General features: G+C 63.9%; 14 protein-coding genes, 1 tRNA gene and 1 pseudogene. 11 read left to right on the top strand and 5 right to left on the bottom strand.

Going from position 1 to position 14,744, the window contains the following annotated elements; translation table 11 throughout:
- Positions 1 to 8 precede the first annotated feature (8 nt).
- The 3 genes from DY201_RS04180 to DY201_RS04170 all read left to right on the top strand — a co-directional run bounded on the left by DY201_RS04180 (position 9) and on the right by DY201_RS04170 (position 3,042).
- Positions 9 to 863, top strand: coding sequence for a fumarylacetoacetate hydrolase family protein (locus tag DY201_RS04180; protein WP_115730116.1), 855 nt, complete (start codon positions 9 to 11; stop codon positions 861 to 863).
- 113 nt (positions 864 to 976) lie between these two features.
- Positions 977 to 2,254 (top strand): L-fuconate dehydratase, encoded by a 1,278-nt coding sequence (locus DY201_RS04175; RefSeq protein WP_115730115.1) that lies wholly within the window; start codon positions 977 to 979, stop codon positions 2,252 to 2,254.
- A gap of 11 nt (positions 2,255 to 2,265) precedes the next feature.
- The gene (locus tag DY201_RS04170; protein WP_115730114.1) at positions 2,266 to 3,042 is read left to right on the top strand and encodes an L-fucose dehydrogenase; all 777 of its coding nucleotides are present in this window, start codon (positions 2,266 to 2,268) and stop codon (positions 3,040 to 3,042) included.
- A 15-nt stretch (positions 3,043 to 3,057) separates the two neighbouring features.
- Here the strand turns inward: DY201_RS04170 and cls are convergent, their stop codons facing one another.
- On the bottom strand, positions 3,058 to 4,515 hold the full coding sequence (cls, locus tag DY201_RS04165; protein WP_115730113.1) for a cardiolipin synthase: 1,458 nt from the start codon (positions 4,513 to 4,515) through the stop codon (positions 3,058 to 3,060).
- Between the two features lie 198 nt (positions 4,516 to 4,713).
- Between cls and DY201_RS04160 the strand changes: the two genes are divergently transcribed.
- The gene (locus DY201_RS04160; protein ID WP_165916093.1) at positions 4,714 to 5,997 is read left to right on the top strand and encodes a glycosyltransferase family 2 protein; all 1,284 of its coding nucleotides are present in this window, start codon (positions 4,714 to 4,716) and stop codon (positions 5,995 to 5,997) included.
- Between the two features lie 140 nt (positions 5,998 to 6,137).
- Here the strand turns inward: DY201_RS04160 and DY201_RS29710 are convergent.
- Together DY201_RS29710 and DY201_RS04145 are read right to left on the bottom strand one after the other, a co-directional pair.
- Positions 6,138 to 6,453 (bottom strand): annotated as a pseudogene (locus DY201_RS29710) (MFS transporter); the annotation flags it as partial.
- 298 nt (positions 6,454 to 6,751) lie between these two features.
- Positions 6,752 to 7,585 carry a helix-turn-helix transcriptional regulator gene (locus DY201_RS04145; protein WP_165916094.1) on the bottom strand — a complete coding sequence of 278 codons (834 nt, stop codon included), beginning with the start codon at positions 7,583 to 7,585 and terminating at the stop codon, positions 6,752 to 6,754.
- A 123-nt stretch (positions 7,586 to 7,708) separates the two neighbouring features.
- Between DY201_RS04145 and DY201_RS04140 the strand changes: the two genes are divergently transcribed.
- Positions 7,709 to 8,815, top strand: coding sequence for an aminotransferase class I/II-fold pyridoxal phosphate-dependent enzyme (locus DY201_RS04140; RefSeq protein ID WP_115730110.1), 1,107 nt, complete (start codon positions 7,709 to 7,711; stop codon positions 8,813 to 8,815).
- 118 nt (positions 8,816 to 8,933) lie between these two features.
- On the opposite strand, the gene DY201_RS04135 is transcribed toward DY201_RS04140, so the two are convergent.
- Complete coding sequence (locus DY201_RS04135) at positions 8,934 to 9,302, bottom strand: hypothetical protein (RefSeq protein WP_131922463.1); 369 nt, start codon at positions 9,300 to 9,302, stop codon at positions 8,934 to 8,936.
- A gap of 291 nt (positions 9,303 to 9,593) precedes the next feature.
- Between DY201_RS04135 and rocF the strand changes: the two genes are divergently transcribed.
- Together rocF and DY201_RS04125 are read left to right on the top strand one after the other, a co-directional pair.
- The gene (gene rocF / locus DY201_RS04130) at positions 9,594 to 10,514 is read left to right on the top strand and encodes an arginase (protein WP_115730108.1); all 921 of its coding nucleotides are present in this window, start codon (positions 9,594 to 9,596) and stop codon (positions 10,512 to 10,514) included.
- Between the two features lie 2 nt (positions 10,515 to 10,516).
- Positions 10,517 to 11,569, top strand: a complete 1,053-nt coding sequence (locus DY201_RS04125) for an ornithine cyclodeaminase (RefSeq protein WP_172582915.1) — start codon at positions 10,517 to 10,519, stop codon at positions 11,567 to 11,569.
- A 330-nt stretch (positions 11,570 to 11,899) separates the two neighbouring features.
- On the opposite strand, the gene DY201_RS04120 is transcribed toward DY201_RS04125, so the two are convergent.
- A tRNA-Gly gene (locus DY201_RS04120) sits at positions 11,900 to 11,974 on the bottom strand.
- Positions 11,975 to 12,185: 211 nt separating this feature from the next.
- Between DY201_RS04120 and DY201_RS04115 the strand changes: the two genes are divergently transcribed.
- The 4 genes from DY201_RS04115 to DY201_RS04100 all read left to right on the top strand — a co-directional run bounded on the left by DY201_RS04115 (position 12,186) and on the right by DY201_RS04100 (position 14,728).
- Positions 12,186 to 12,698: a prolyl-tRNA synthetase associated domain-containing protein gene (locus tag DY201_RS04115; protein ID WP_115730106.1), complete on the top strand. Its 513-nt coding sequence runs from the start codon at positions 12,186 to 12,188 to the stop codon at positions 12,696 to 12,698.
- Positions 12,699 to 12,770: 72 nt separating this feature from the next.
- Positions 12,771 to 13,739, top strand: coding sequence for a thioredoxin (trxA, locus tag DY201_RS04110; RefSeq protein ID WP_115730105.1), 969 nt, complete (start codon positions 12,771 to 12,773; stop codon positions 13,737 to 13,739).
- Between the two features lie 66 nt (positions 13,740 to 13,805).
- A complete protein-coding gene (locus DY201_RS04105; RefSeq protein ID WP_115730104.1) occupies positions 13,806 to 14,477 on the top strand; it encodes an LON peptidase substrate-binding domain-containing protein in 672 nt (223 codons plus the stop codon).
- 23 nt (positions 14,478 to 14,500) lie between these two features.
- A complete protein-coding gene (locus DY201_RS04100) occupies positions 14,501 to 14,728 on the top strand; it encodes a Trm112 family protein (RefSeq protein WP_115730103.1) in 228 nt (75 codons plus the stop codon).
- The last annotated feature ends 16 nt before the right edge of the window (positions 14,729 to 14,744 follow it).

Here is a 14,744-nt window from a genome sequence, read left to right as displayed (position 1 = left end):
GACATCAGATGAAACTGCTCCGCTACGGCCCCAAGGGCAACGAGAAGCCCGGCATCCTCGACACGTCAGGCCGCGTCCGTGATCTCACCGGCCTCGTCGACGACATTGCCGGCGACGTGCTGACACCCGAAGGTCTTGCCCGCCTGCGCGCCGTCGACATCGAGACGTTGCCGTTGGTTGCCGGCACGCCGCAACAGAATCTGCGCCTCGGCGCCTGCGTCGGCCGCATCGGCAAGTTCATCTGCATCGGCCTCAACTATGCCGACCATGCCGCCGAAACCGGTGCCGCCATTCCCGCCGAACCCATCGTCTTCAACAAGTGGACCTCGGCAATCGTCGGTCCCGACGACGACGTCGAAATCCCGCGCGGCTCGGTCAAGACCGACTGGGAGGTCGAGCTTGGCGTCGTCATCGGCAAGCCCGGCCGCTACATCGACGAGGCCGACGCCATGAGCCACGTCGCCGGCTATTGCGTCATCAACGACGTTTCCGAACGCGAATTCCAGACCGAGCGCGGTGGCACCTGGGACAAGGGCAAGGGTTGCGACACCTTCGGCCCGACCGGCCCCTGGATGGTGACCGCAGACGAGATCGCCGACCCGCAGAACCTCAAGATGTGGCTCGACGTCGATGACAGGCGTTTCCAGAACGGCTCGACCAGGACCATGATCTTCTCGGTGCAGCAGGTCGTGTCCTATCTCAGCCGCTTCATGAGCCTGCAGTCCGGCGACGTCATCTCGACCGGCACGCCGCCCGGCGTCGGCCTCGGCCAGAAGCCGCCCGTCTATCTCAAAGCAGGCCAGACGATGACCCTTGGCATCGAAGGCCTGGGCAGCCAGAGGCAGCGCGTCGTCGCTGCCTGACCCCTTCGGGCGGGAGGCGCATTCTTGAGCCGCCATCCCGCCCTTGTTTCAGCCGCATGATCTCAGCCGAAAGATTCCCAGCTTTCGGGATCGTGCCGAGAGGACCCACGACCATGACCAGAATCATCGACATGCGGGTGCTCGACCTGCGCTTCCCGACATCGCAGCATCTCGACGGTTCCGACGCGATGAACCCGGATCCCGACTATTCGGCGGCCTATGTCATCCTGAAGACCGACATGCCAGGCATCGAGGGGCATGGCCTGACCTTCACCATCGGTCGCGGCAATGAGATCTGCTGCGCCGCGATCGAGGCGATGCGCCATCTGGTCGTCGGCCTCGAGATGGACAAGGTGACGGCAGACATGGGCGCCTTCTGGCGCCATGTCACATCGGACAGCCAGTTGCGCTGGATCGGGCCCGACAAGGGCGCGATCCACCTGGCCACCGGCGCGGTGGTCAACGCCGTCTGGGACATCTGGGCCAAAATGGTGGGCAAGCCGGTGTGGCGGCTGGTCGCCGACATGTCGCCCGAAGAGCTCGTGCGCTGCATCGACTTCCGCTACATCACCGATTGCATCACGCCTGACGAAGCACTCGCCATGCTGCGCGACAAGGCTTCAGGCAAGGCCGCGCGCATCGAAACCCTCGAGCGCGAGGGTTATCCCTGCTACACCACCTCGGCAGGCTGGCTCGGCTATGGCGACGACAAGCTGCGCCGGCTCTGCCAGGAAGCGGTCGATGCCGGCTTCAATCATGTCAAGCTCAAGGTCGGCCGCGACAAGGCCGACGACATCAGGCGCCTTCGCATCGCCCGCGAAGTGCTCGGCCCCGACCGCCAGCTGATGATCGACGCCAACCAGGTCTGGGAAGTCGGCCAGGCCATAGACTGGGTGCGCGACCTCGCCTTTGCCAAGCCCTGGTTCATCGAGGAGCCGACCAATCCCGACGACGTCGAAGGCCACCGCAAGATCCGCGAAGGCGTCGCCCCGGTTCAGGTCGCCACCGGCGAGATGTGCCAGAACCGCATCATGTTCAAGCAGTTCATCATGCGCGGCGCCATCGACGTGGTACAGATCGATTCCTGCCGCCTCGGCGGCGTCAACGAGATCCTCGCCGTGCTCTTGATGGCGGCAAAGTACAATCTGCTCGTCTGCCCGCATGCCGGCGGCGTCGGCCTCTGTGAATATGTCCAGCATCTGTCGATGATCGACTATGTCTGCATCGCCGGCACCCGCGAAGGCCGTGTCGTCGAATATGTCGATCACCTGCACGAGCACTTCAAGGAACCTTGCATAGTCCGCAATGCCGCCTATCTGCCGCCTACGGCGCCCGGCTTCTCGATCGAGATGAAGCCGGCGACGCTCGAAGATTTCCAGTTCCGCGGCTGAGGGAAACGACAATGGACCTGGGTCTGAAGGACAAGGTTTTCATCGTCACCGGCGGCGGCGCCGGCATCGGTGGCGCGGTCACGCTGGGCCTTGCCGCCGAGGGTGCGATCCCGATCGTCTTCGGCCGCAGTCCGCTCGCTGAGGATTTCGCGGCGAAACTCAAGGCAGCGTCGCCGCGTTCGATGTTCGTCCAGGTCGAGCTGATGCACGATCCCGAAATCGCGGCAGCCATAGAACAGGTGACAAAGGCCTTCGGACGCATCGATGGACTGGTCAACAATGCCGGCATCAATGACGGCATCGACCTCGAAGCCGGTCCGGAGGCCTTCCGCGAATCGCTGGAACGCAACCTGATCCACTACTACACGACCGCGCATCACTGCCTGCCGTGGCTGAGGAAATCGCGCGGCGCAATCGTCAACGTCTCGTCCAAGACCGCGCTCACCGGTCAGGGCAGCACCAGCGGCTATACCGCCGCCAAGGGCGCGCAGTTGTCACTGACGCGCGAATGGGCGGCAGCCCTGCGTGGCGACGGTGTCCGGGTCAACGCGGTGATTCCGGCCGAGGTGATGACGCCGCTCTACGAGAAGTGGCTCAAGACCTTCGACGATCCCGAGGCGCGGCTAAAAGAGATCACCCGCCGCATTCCGCTCGGGCAGCGTATGACGACGTCGGAAGAGATCGCCGACACCATCCTCTTCCTGCTCTCCGACAAGGCGAGCCACACGACCGGCCAGTGGGTGTTCGTCGACGGTGGCTACACCCATCTCGACCGCGCGCTGGATTGAAGGCCAGGTGGACGCCTAAAGCACCGGCCCGAGCATGGCGATGGCGTTGTTCCAGACCTGGCGCGGCCGGCTCCACTTGGCAACCATGCGGTCGCTGATGGGAACCGAAGACTCGATGTAGCTCTGCTGCCGTGCCCGCACCTCGCCGGTCACCTCAGCGTCGTGCAGCAGGATGTTGTTTTCGAAGTTCAGCTCGAAGCTGCGGCGGTCGAGATTGGCCGAGCCGATCAGCGTCACCTCACCATCGACTGTCAGCGTCTTGGCGTGCAGCAACCCGCCTTCATATTCGTGGATCCTGACGCCGGCATCGAGCAGTTCGCGATAATAGCTGCGGCTCGCCGCCGCGACGATCCAGGAATCGTTGCGCCGGGGAAGGACGATGGTCGTTGCGACGCCGCGGTGGCCACAGGCGCACAGCGCCGCCTGCAGCGGCTCGTCCGGCACGTAATAGGGGGTAGAAATGACGAGCTCGCGCCGTGCGGCATTCATCAGCGCGATGAACATTTCGGGCATCGCCGAATAGCGCACGGCGGCACCCGTGCCGATGACCTGCGCCGTAAAGCCGGGTCGCGCCGACGGCAGCGGCTGGCGCATCAGCGGGCTCAGGTCCTCCTGGACCTGTGCCATCCAGTCACTGGCAAACAGATGCTGGTTCTGAAGCACGACCGGACCTTCGAAACGCAGCATCACGTCGACCCAGGGCGCGTACCTCGCCTTGATGGCAAAGGCAGGATCGGCGCAGTTCTGGCTGCCGCAATAGGTCACCTTGTTGTCGATGACGACGATCTTGCGATGGTTGCGCATGTCGACCCGCCCCTTCAGCGGGCGCAGCAGAGCAATCCCCACCGGCAGGGCGCGCGCCAGCTTGACCTTGACTGAGGCCATGTCGCGCCAGTGCGGCGAACGGATCAACCGACGCGAGCCGATGTCGTCGACCATCACCCGGCACGTCACGCCGCGCATGGCCGCGCGCTTGACCGCCTCGACCATCTTCACACCGTTGGTATCGGGCAACCAGATGTAGAACAGCAGGTGCACGTGATCGGCGGCGGTATCGATGTCGGCGATGATCGCATCGATCGCAGCATCGGAACCGGGCATGAGTTGAGCCCGGTTCGCACCGACCGGAGCATAGTTGCTGATCGATTCGCCGACGCGAAACAGCGGCGCGTAGGGCTCCGGGACGCTTGGTTGCTCCCGCCCGTCGAGATCGGTCGTGTTGATCGTGGCAAGCGAGGGCAAGCGCTGGAGCGCGTCGCGCAGCCGGGCGATACGGCGGCTGCCGACATTGGTATCACCAAACAGGATGTAGGCGACAACGCCGACCACCGGCGCAACGACGATGACCACGATCCAGGCCAGCCGCGAGGCCGGCTCGCGATGCGGACGCAGCAACGCACGCACGAGATAGACGATCTGCAGGCAGATGGTCAGGTTGACCAGGGCCCAACCGAAATAGGCGGATGCGCTCATGCTTGGGGTGGCCCTCCAGACAATAGGTTCAACCGATAACAGATAATTCGATGCGGGAGCCATAACCCTTGCCTCTCGGGGAGACCCACGGAAGCTCGGACATTGCCGGCAGGCGATTTGTTGCCAAGGCAAGCATGCCGTGCAATGTGCAATGCCAAGAGCGCCTGCCCCGCTCAGCCAATTGCCGGGGAGTTGTCAGTGCACAAGAAACTGGACGGGCTGTCGGTCGGGACGTCGGCGTCGAACTTGACGCTGCGCGGGCTTTCGCTCAACGAACTCGCGCCCGAGCCGGTGGCCTACCCGCTCGTCTCCTTCATTATCCGCAACTGGAACTACGCCCGCTTCGTGGGATCGGCGATCCGCTCGGTCCGCCATCAGACCTATCCCAATTTCGAAGCCATCGTCGTCGACAATGGCTCGACCGATGACAGTCGTCGCGAGATAGAAGCGGCAATCGGCGACGACCCGCGGTTTCGCGCGATCTGGCTCGACGAAAACCTCGGCGCGCTCGCAGGGGCATTGAAAGGCCTGGATGTCGCACGCGGCGATTTCGTCACCTTCGTCGATTCCGACGACTATCTGCTTGCCGACTTTACCGCCATGCATGTCCAGGCGCATCTGGCGCTGCCACGGAGCGTCGCCTTCACATCGAGCGCGGTGATTGAGATCGATGCGACTGGCGCGGCGTTGGGAACCGGTCTGAGGGGATCGCAAGCCGACACGGGTAAGGGCAGTCTGCGGAGTTCCTTCCTGGTCGTCCGCTTGTCTGAGGTTTCCGATGTACAGTTCGACCAGCTCGACGGCAGCATCGTTGCCCATCCACCCACCGAAAATGGCTGGCTGTGGTCACCGGGCACATCAAACATGTTCCGCCGTTTCCTGCTCGAAACCATCCGGCCGCGCGCCAAAACAGACGTCATGTTCGGGCTTTCGGTCGACGGCCATTTCTGCCGGCTCGCCCATGTATTTGCCGGATCGGCCACGATCGCCATGCCGCTGTCAGCCTATCGGCTGCACGGCGGCAACTTCTTTGCCGGTAACCCGACCCTGGACGGAGCCGTGGATGCCTCCGGCCCTGCCAGGAGATTTTTCCCCGCGCGCCGCCGCGAGGCGATGCGTGTTCTCGTCGAAGACGCGGCGTCGCTTTCGGCGAGCATGGGGGCATGGCGCTTCTGGTCCGCGATTGCCCAGGTTCTCGACAGCGACGGCGTCACTTCGCTGCAGGTCTTCGAAGCTCCCGAAGCCCAGGCCATCATCGTTGAGAACCTGCCTGCGCTCTTCGCGGCCTTCGGCAAGTGGGGTACCTTGCGCAAGCTGCGGCAATTGATGTCACGAAGCGCATTGAAGGCCATTCTCCGCGCCGCCGACCTGGGCCCTGCCGCTTACGCGCCGCGCATGATCAGCATCGAAATTTCGATGCTCGAAGCCAGGCTAAGGCGCAAGCGTCGCACCAAAGCTGCAAGGCGGAAACCAAGGCCGTAAGGACGCCGTCCCGCAAGTGCGGGGCAGCCCAATCTCAGGCAGGCACCGGAGACAAGGTCCCGGAACCTGTCGGCATCAGCCCAAGCACGCGTTCGATGGCGCAAGGGATCGGCGCGATGATCGGCGTGCTGGGCGCCTTAGCTCCTCAGGATGGCGATGGCGACCGGAATGGTCCGGCCGATGAAGGGGCGCGGAACAGTTCCTTCCAGGCATGCTTGCCGGGCGCAGCCTCTTCGGCATGGTCGCTCGTCAAATGTCGCGCACCATCAGATTGCGCGACCTGAGCGTCCCAGATCCAGGGATCGACAACACCTTTTTGGCTTCGGCGATCCTGTTCTGCGAGGCCAGGAAGCTCGGCGTCTCGGGCACGTAGCGGCGGTAGAACACGTCCAGGGGTGCCGGCAGCGCCAGCGAGGCGAACAGCCAAAGCCCGGCGTTGTCGCCAGGGAACAGGGTGGCAGTGGTGTTCGGGCTGGGTCACCGCACCGCGCGCATGGAAATGGTGCTTTCGGCTATCGAGAAAAGCGGGGCGAAGCTGCTTTGCATCTCCTACGAGGGCGTTTCCCACCGCCAGAGCGCGGCCTGGCGCTTCGCTGCCAGACGCTCGCCCCTGGCCTGCTGTTCAATCATGTCTCGGCGATGGCGATCTGCCACGTGCTCGCCACCCGCGCCATCGAGCGATCGGGTGCCGCAGGCCGCCACCCGCCTCAGGGGCATCGAAACCATCGGCGACGCACTCGAGGAACTGTAGCCTTCAGCCTGCCGGCATGCGTTCGCGCACATGCTGGAGAAACAGCGACAGCAACTCGGCCTGGGTCGAGATGGCAAGCCTCTCATAAGCGTGCTTGCGATGGGTCTTGACCGTGGCGCGCGAGATGTCGAGGTGGGCCGCTATTGAATCAGACGAATGCCCGCGCAGCACCAGCACCACGACCTCGCGCTCGCGGTTGGTCAACAGGTCGCTGCCGAAACTTTCGTAGGCCGCCTCAGCCCAGCCGGCATCCGCCGGATGTCGCTCGGCCGCATGCCGCGCCTTGATGTGTTGCCAGTGCTGGCGAAAGCTCGCTTCGATCAGTGGCAGCATGCCCTTGAGCCTCTCTATTGCCGCGTCGTCGAAACTCCCGGGCTCGGCGCTGTAGATGCCGATCTCGGTCGTCTCGCCGTCATCGAGGGTCACTGCGATGTCGATCTCCTCAAGCCCGCGCGGCCAGCCCCGGGTGACGTAGCCTATCTCCTCCGTCTCCGAGATGATGATCTCGTAGGAGCGGTAGACCTCGCTCCGCAGATAGTCATCGGGCGCGAGATCGCGGATGCGATAGACGCCTGAGACGATGCCCTTGAGATGGCTCTGGTAGAACGGATTGAGGATGTAGGTCTGCGCCAGATATTGCTTCAGCCCTTTGCGCGCTTGCTCGCCCTTGAAGTCGTCATGGATATGCAGGGGTGGGCGGCTGCCGCGATAGACCACGATGGCGATCATGTCGAAGGCGACGCGGCTGCGGATCCAGGCCGTCAGGACCGACGGGAACGTGGGCGCGCCGATGGCGCCGACCAGTTCCGCCAGATCGCGATAGTCCTCCTGCGGCATGCGCTTGCTGCGTCCCCTTGTGTGCCGGCAACATCCTCCCCTGGGAGGATGGCTTGCAGTGGCAATACTGACTAACGCTGTTCGCCGACACAGTGGCATGCCGCGGCACGGGAGAGCGCGAAGATGAACTACGCCAGGATGGTAATCGAAAAGGAAGCCCCGGAGGAATATGGCTACGACCGTATTCGCTACAATCTCTCCGAAAGCTCGATTGCCGACCAGAAGCTATCCGAGATCGGCCTGTCTTTACCCGACCTGACGCTTTTCTACGGCGAACATCGTGGCGACAAGGCTCTGCGCGAGCTCATTGCCGGCCAGGACACCGGCCTTTCGCCCGACTATGTCCTGGTCACCGCCGGTGCCGCCGGTGCCCTGTTCATCATCGCGACCAGCCTGCTGTCTGACAAGGATCACCTCGTTGTGGTGCGGCCCAACTACGCCACCAACATCGAGACGCCGCGCGCCATTGGCTGCGCCATCAGCTACATCGATCTCGATTTCGACAACGGCTTCGCCGTCGATCTCGCCGAAGTCGCTGCCGCCTTGCGGCCGAACACGCGCTACATCAGCGTCACCTGCCCGCACAACCCGACCGGCACCATGATGAGCCGCGCCGATCTCGACGGGCTGATCGCGCTCGCCGAGCGCCACGGCTGTTACCTGCTGGTCGACGAGACCTATCGCGACCTGAGCTACGGCCAGAGCCTGCCCGCAGCCGCCTCGCTCAGCCCGCGCGCCATCAGCGTCTCGTCGCTGTCCAAGGCCTACGGCATCCCCGGCATCCGCATCGGCTGGCTGGTCACCCAGGACGCCGAACTCTACGAACGATTTCTCGCCGCCAAGGAGCAGATCGGCATCTGCGGCAGCGTCATCGACGAGGCGATCGCGCGTGCCATGCTGGAGCGCCGCGACGAATTCCTCGGAGCGCTGATGCCCGAGATGAAGCTGCGGCGCGACATCGTCCAGCAATGGATCGACCGCGAGCCGCTCGTCGACTGGGTCCCGCCTGAAGGCGGTGTCGTCGGCTTTCCCCGGATCAATGTCGGCCCAGCTTTCGATCTCGACCGCTTCTACAACGGCCTGCTCGAAAAGCACGGCGCCTATGTCGGCCCCGGCCACTGGTTCGAAATGCCGAGAACCTATTTCCGCGTCGGTTTCGGCTGGCCGACCGAAGCGCAGCTCCGAGGCGGCCTCGACGCCATTTCCGCCGCCCTGCGCGAGCAGAACTGAGTCATTCCACGCGGTGTTGTTCGTGCACAGCCACAATGCCATCGAACTCACTGCTGCCGGGCGTATCGCCCATCCCAATGCGGCGCTTGCGCAGGTCAGGTCGGGAAAGCGCGTCGTCTCAGGGCAAGCCGCCAAGCTCCGCATCCGCGCACCGCTGGGCCTTAGCAACGCTGGCTGATTCCAAGGGTCGCCCACTTTCCGCCGCGGCCATCCCGGTGTCGACCTGAGTTTCCAAAACATCAGCGGGGCGGCAGGCAAGCGAACAGACGTCGAGATCAACTACATCAGGGCTGCGCAACAAACTGACGACGGCAACCGCGAGATCTTCTTCGTCGATCGCACCGGCGTGCCGCCCCGGACTGCTCGCAGACGGCGAAAACACGATGACGCCCCAAGGCGTCCTTTCCGTGCCGGCGATTAAGGACAACGCTGACAGCCGGTCGCGGTGGCAATGGCGCAAGGTGGCGGGCATCACTTTAGAACCCAATCATGGTCTTCGACACGGACGCGGGCCTCGATCGACGCCTGCCTTAGCGGCCTTGACGTCACGCAGGCCAACACCGCCTTTGTTTCGGCAGCGCTTGCGGCCAGGCACGATCAGCCATCTGTGCCCGTCAGTGGACGCCACGCTCGCGGCATATTATGCCGTGGTGCATGTGCGCTCGATGCCTTCGTTTCCTGGCTCAAGTGCGAGGGTGAAAGCGCAGAGGCTGGACACCGCCGCGAGCGCGAGAATTGAAAACAGCTCCGGGCCACCGCCCGGCGAGGAGACATCGAGATGCATTGCCGGATCATTGGCGCACCCATTCAGGAAGGTACCGACCGCAGGGGCTGCGACATGGGACCAAGCTCGCTCAGGACCGCTGGCCTTGTCGAGGCGCTGGTCGAGCTCGGCCATTCCGTCGCCGACATGGGACAGGTGGTGCCGACACCGGGGCCAATACCGGCACACCCGAACAAGGCGCTGAAAGCCCTGCCCGCGATCGCAGCCTGGACCGCCGCCCTGGCCGAGGCAGCCTACCAGATGAGTGCCGACGCTCTGCCGATCTTCCTCGGTGGCGACCACAGCATGTCGGCGGGCACGGTCAGCGGCATTGCGCGGCGCGCCGACGAACTCGGCAAGCCGCTGTTCGTGCTTTGGCTCGACGCGCACCCTGATTTCCACACGCTCGACACCACGACCAGCGGCAACCTGCATGGCGTGCCGCTTGCCTATGCCAGCGGCCTGTCCGGCTTCCAGGGCTATTTCCCCAAGCTCCAGGCCAATGTCAGCCCCGAGCGCATCTGCGCGCTCGGCATCCGCAGCGTCGATCCGGCCGAGCGGGTCGCGCTCGCCGAGGCGGGCGTCACCGTCCACGACATGCGCGCCATCGACGAACATGGCATCGCACCCCTCCTGCGCGCCTTCCTGGAACGGGTCGCGGCGGCAGGCGGCATGCTGCATGTCAGCTTCGATGTCGATTTCCTCGATCCCGCGATCGCGCCGGCCGTCGGCACCACCGTGCCCGGCGGCGCGACCTTCCGCGAGGCGCATCTGGTGATGGAAATGCTGCATGACAGCGGCCTCGTCACCAGCCTCGACCTTGTCGAGCTGAACCCCTTCCTCGACGAACGCGGCCGCACCGCAACGCTGATGGTCGACCTGACGGCAAGCCTGATGGGCCGCCGCATCATGGACCGTCCAACCCGGAGTTACTGACCATGGCCGAAAAACTGAACGTGGTTCCGTTCGTCAGCGTCGACCACATGATGAAACTGGTGCTGGCGGTCGGCGTGGAACGCTTCCTGACCGAGCTGTCGGCCTATGTCGAAGAGGATTTCCTGCGCTGGGAGCAGTTCGACAAGACCCCGCGCATCGCCTCGCACAGCCATGACGGCGTCATCGAGTTGATGCCGACAAGTGACGGCCATCTCTACGGATTCAAATACGTCAACGGCCATCCCAAGAACACGCGCGACGGCCGCCAGACGGTCACCGCCTTCGGCGTACTCGCCGATGTCGGCAACGGTTATCCGATGCTGCTGACCGAAATGACTATCCTGACTGCGCTGCGTACCGCCGCCACCTCGGCGGTGGCGGCCAAATATCTCGCCCCCCAGGGGGCCGACACCATGGCCATCATCGGCAACGGCGCGCAGTCGGAATTCCAGGCGCTGGCCTTCAAGGCGCTGCTCGGCATCAACAAGCTGCGCCTCTACGACATCGATGCGTCGGCCTCGCAGAAGTGCAAGGTGAACCTTGCCGGCATGGGCTTCGACATCGTCATTGCCGACAATGCGCAGGACGCGGTGGAAGGTGCCCAGATCATCACCACCGTCACCGCCGACAAGCAGCTTGCGACCATCCTCACCGACAACATGGTCGGCACCGGCGTGCACATCAACGCCGTCGGCGGCGACTGCCCGGGCAAGACCGAGCTGCACAAGGACATCCTGCTGCGCTCGGACATCTTCGTCGAGTTCCCACCGCAGACGCGCATCGAGGGCGAGATCCAGCAATTGGCTGCCGATCACCCCGTCATCGAGCTGTGGCAGGTCATGGCAGGCAAGGCGCAGGGCCGCAGCTCGAGCGCGCAGGTCACGCTGTTCGACAGTGTCGGCTTTGCCATCGAGGATTTCTCCGCTTTGCGTTACGTCAGGGACAAGCTGATCGACACCGGCCTGTTCGAGGAGCTCGACCTGCTGGCCGATCCCGACGAGCCACGCGACCTGTTCGGCATGCTGCTACGCGCCGCCAAGGCATCGGCCGTCTAGCTGGGACCTCGCCAAGCAGACTGCAAGGCGTTCGGCGCCACTGGCCCTGGCGTCTGTCGAGGGCTCATGCCAGCACGCTATCTTGTACGTTCGGCCCTGTAGAGGGTGTGCTGGGTTCTGGGTCGGCCGCGCGGCAACCGCGCTAATGATTCTGTCGCGTTTCGAGCGCCTGACGCGAATCTAGCGGCCGAGGTGACGATACGGACATTTGCCGTGGACCAAGCCATTCGACCTTGCTTCGAGGACAAGCTGCATTGAAGCGTCGCGGGCTCACCGCCTCCCAGAAACGACGAAGGCCGCGGTAAACCGCGGCCTTTTTCGTGGGATATTTGGAGCGGGTGAAGCGATTCGAACGCTCGACCCCAACCTTGGCAAGGTTGTGCTCTACCCCTGAGCTACACCCGCTCGCCGCAGCTCGTCGCCGCAACGGCTGCTATATGGCCGAAGCTCGCGGCGAATGCAACAGGGAAAAACCGCTCTTTTTTGAACTTTTTCCCGCAGTGCCCGAGAATCCCATATTTCCCCTCGGGAAGCACCATGCCAGCTCAAGCCGGACTTGTGCAGAAAGCCGGCTTTGCCCATAAACCTCGCGCAACGGCAAATCTCGGAAGCTGCGATGACCGCCTCGACGAAACCCAAGACCCGCACCGAATTGCTCGCCTACCTGGCCGAGCTCGGCATTTCCGTGACCACCCACGATCATCCGCCGCTCTACACCGTCGCCGATTCGCAGGCGCTGCGCGGCGCCATATCAGGCGGCCACACCAAGAACCTGTTCCTCAAGGACAAGAAGGACAACTTCTTTCTGGTGACTGTGGACGAGGAGGCAAGCGTCGACCTCAAGCAGATCCACCAGTTGATCGGTGCCTCAAGCCGGGTCTCGTTCGGCAAGCCGGAGGCACTCATGGAACTGCTCGGTGTCGCGCCTGGGGCTGTCACCGTCTTCGGGCTGATCAACGACACCTCCGCCAGGGTGAAACTGGTGCTCGACAGCGCGCTTATGGAAAACGCCGTCATCAACGCCCACCCGCTGACCAACGAAGCCACGACCTCGATTGCCCATGCCGACCTGCTGCGATTCGTCGAGGCAACCGGCCATGATGCTGTTATCTTGAAAGTCTCCGACTGATCGCCACATGGTGGACGGACAGCCGCTGGGCCTGATGACCGGCAGAAGATAGCGAATACCGGAAGAGTGAAGATGAGCAACGAAAGCAATCCCTTCGGCGGCATGAGCGGCCAGTACGCCACCAACGTGCAATTTGGCGCGGAACCCGCCAATGCGGCTGCGCCCGCGGCCGATCTCATCAAGGACACGACGACCGCCGCCTTCAGCGCCGACGTGATCCAGGAATCGCGCAAGCAGCCGGTGCTGGTCGACTTCTGGGCGCCGTGGTGCGGCCCGTGCAAACAGCTGACCCCTGTTATCGAGCGTGTCGTTCAGGCCGCCGGCGGCCGGGTGAAGCTGGTCAAGATGAACATCGACGACCATCCGGCGATTGCCGGTCAGCTCGGCATCCAGTCGATTCCCGCCGTCATCGCCTTCAAGAACGGCCAGCCGGTCGACGGCTTTATGGGGGCGGTGCCCGAGAGCCAGATCCGCGACTTCATCGACAAGATCGCCGGCAAGGATGGCGGCCAGCCGCAGATCGCCGAGGCGCTTGCAGCCGCGGCCGAGGCACGCGACGCCGGCGACCTGCAGACGGCGGTGCAGATCTACGATGCCGTGCTTGAACAGGTACCCGACAACATCGACGCCATCGCAGCGCTTGCCGACATTCTGTTCGAAGCAGGCGACGTCGAAGGCGCAAACGAGGTTCTGGCACGCGCGCCGGACGACAAGAAGGCAGCCGCAGCGCTTGTTTCGGTCCGCGCCAAGATCGCACTCGCCGAAGAAGCGGCAGCGCTCGGCGATTCCGCCGAGCTCGATCGCCGGCTGGCGCAGAACCCAGGCGATCACCAGGCGCGTTTCGATCTCGCCATGATCCAGAACGCCAAGGGCCAGCGCACCGAGGCGGCCGACAACCTGCTTGCCATCGTCAAGGCGGACCGAACTTGGAACGATGACGGCGCCAGGGCGCAATTGCTCAAACTGTTCGAGGCCTGGGGCTTCACCGACGAAGTGACGCTGGCCACAAGGCGCAAGCTGTCGTCGCTGTTGTTTTCGTGACCGTACAATCGTTGCGGTCTTGCGTTTGACCGCCGCTACCCCAGATGAGTAGCAGCTGAGGACAAGATGCAGGCAGGAAACGCCCATTACCGGCTCGACAGCGATCTGCCGACAACGCTGGCGGTGTTCCCGCTGACGGCTGCCTTGTTGTTGCCGGGCGGGCGGATGCCGCTCAACATCTTCGAGCCGCGCTACCTCCAGATGATCGACGATGCGATGGCCGGTTCGCGGCTGATCGGCATGATCCAGCCCTCGCTCGACGGCAATCTGCGTCCGGACGGCGAACCGGCGCTCTGCCCGGTCGGCTGCATCGGCCGTATCACTTCGCTCGCCGAGACGGGAGACGGGCGCTACCTCATTTCGCTGCAAGGCGTCTGCCGTTTCCGCGTCGCCCAGGAGCTGGCCGTCAAGACGCCTTTCCGGCAGTGCAGGATCACCTCGTTTGCTGCGGATCTCGGCGAGGACAAGGCCGGCGCGGAAGTCGACCGGCCCGCACTGCTCAAGGCCTTTCGCACCTACCTCCAGGCCAACGAACTCGAGGCCGATTGGGAGAGCGTCAGCCGTGCCGACAACGCCATACTGGTCAACGCGCTGTCGATGATGGCGCCCTATGGCGCCGCCGAAAAACAGGCACTGCTCGAAGCCCCCGATCTCAAGACCCGCGCCGAGACGCTGATTGCGATCACCGAAATGGCACTTGCCCGCGAAAACGAAGATTTCGGATCGAGCCTGCAATAGGCAACGCTGCCCGGAGAGCTGGAATGGTCGAGACCAACAAACGCGACATCGACGTCAAGCTGCTCGAACTTTTGGCCTGCCCGCTGACCAAGGGACCGCTGAGGTGGGATGCCGAACGCGGCGAGCTTGTCTCCAGGCTCGCCCGCCTCGCCTACCCGGTCCGTGACGGCATTCCAGTCATGCTGCCATCCGAGGCACGGCAGATTGCCGACACCGAGGTCGCGCCCAAGAACGCCTCAGCGACAGACTAGCCCACGACACCGACCC

The sequence above is a fragment of the Aminobacter aminovorans genome (genome assembly GCF_900445235.1).
GTDB classification, from domain to species: Bacteria; Pseudomonadota; Alphaproteobacteria; order Rhizobiales; family Rhizobiaceae; genus Aminobacter; species Aminobacter aminovorans.
Note: the sequence above shows the minus strand (reverse complement) of the source record. Positions and strands in the feature narration are given on the sequence as shown.

Coding starts and splice junctions, on each gene's coding strand:
- rocF (WP_115730108.1), top strand. CDS start 9,594: ATGCATTGCCGGATCATTGGCGCACCCATTCAGGAAGGTACCGACCGC.
- DY201_RS04170 (WP_115730114.1), top strand. CDS start 2,266: ATGGACCTGGGTCTGAAGGACAAGGTTTTCATCGTCACCGGCGGCGGC.
- DY201_RS04115 (WP_115730106.1), top strand. CDS start 12,186: ATGACCGCCTCGACGAAACCCAAGACCCGCACCGAATTGCTCGCCTAC.
- DY201_RS04145 (WP_165916094.1), bottom strand. CDS start 7,585: ATGCCGCAGGAGGACTATCGCGATCTGGCGGAACTGGTCGGCGCCATC.
- DY201_RS04100 (WP_115730103.1), top strand. CDS start 14,501: ATGGTCGAGACCAACAAACGCGACATCGACGTCAAGCTGCTCGAACTT.
- DY201_RS04180 (WP_115730116.1), top strand. CDS start 9: ATGAAACTGCTCCGCTACGGCCCCAAGGGCAACGAGAAGCCCGGCATC.
- trxA (WP_115730105.1), top strand. CDS start 12,771: ATGAGCAACGAAAGCAATCCCTTCGGCGGCATGAGCGGCCAGTACGCC.
- cls (WP_115730113.1), bottom strand. CDS start 4,515: ATGAGCGCATCCGCCTATTTCGGTTGGGCCCTGGTCAACCTGACCATC.
- DY201_RS04175 (WP_115730115.1), top strand. CDS start 977: ATGACCAGAATCATCGACATGCGGGTGCTCGACCTGCGCTTCCCGACA.
- DY201_RS04140 (WP_115730110.1), top strand. CDS start 7,709: ATGAACTACGCCAGGATGGTAATCGAAAAGGAAGCCCCGGAGGAATAT.
- DY201_RS04105 (WP_115730104.1), top strand. CDS start 13,806: ATGCAGGCAGGAAACGCCCATTACCGGCTCGACAGCGATCTGCCGACA.
- DY201_RS04125 (WP_172582915.1), top strand. CDS start 10,517: ATGGCCGAAAAACTGAACGTGGTTCCGTTCGTCAGCGTCGACCACATG.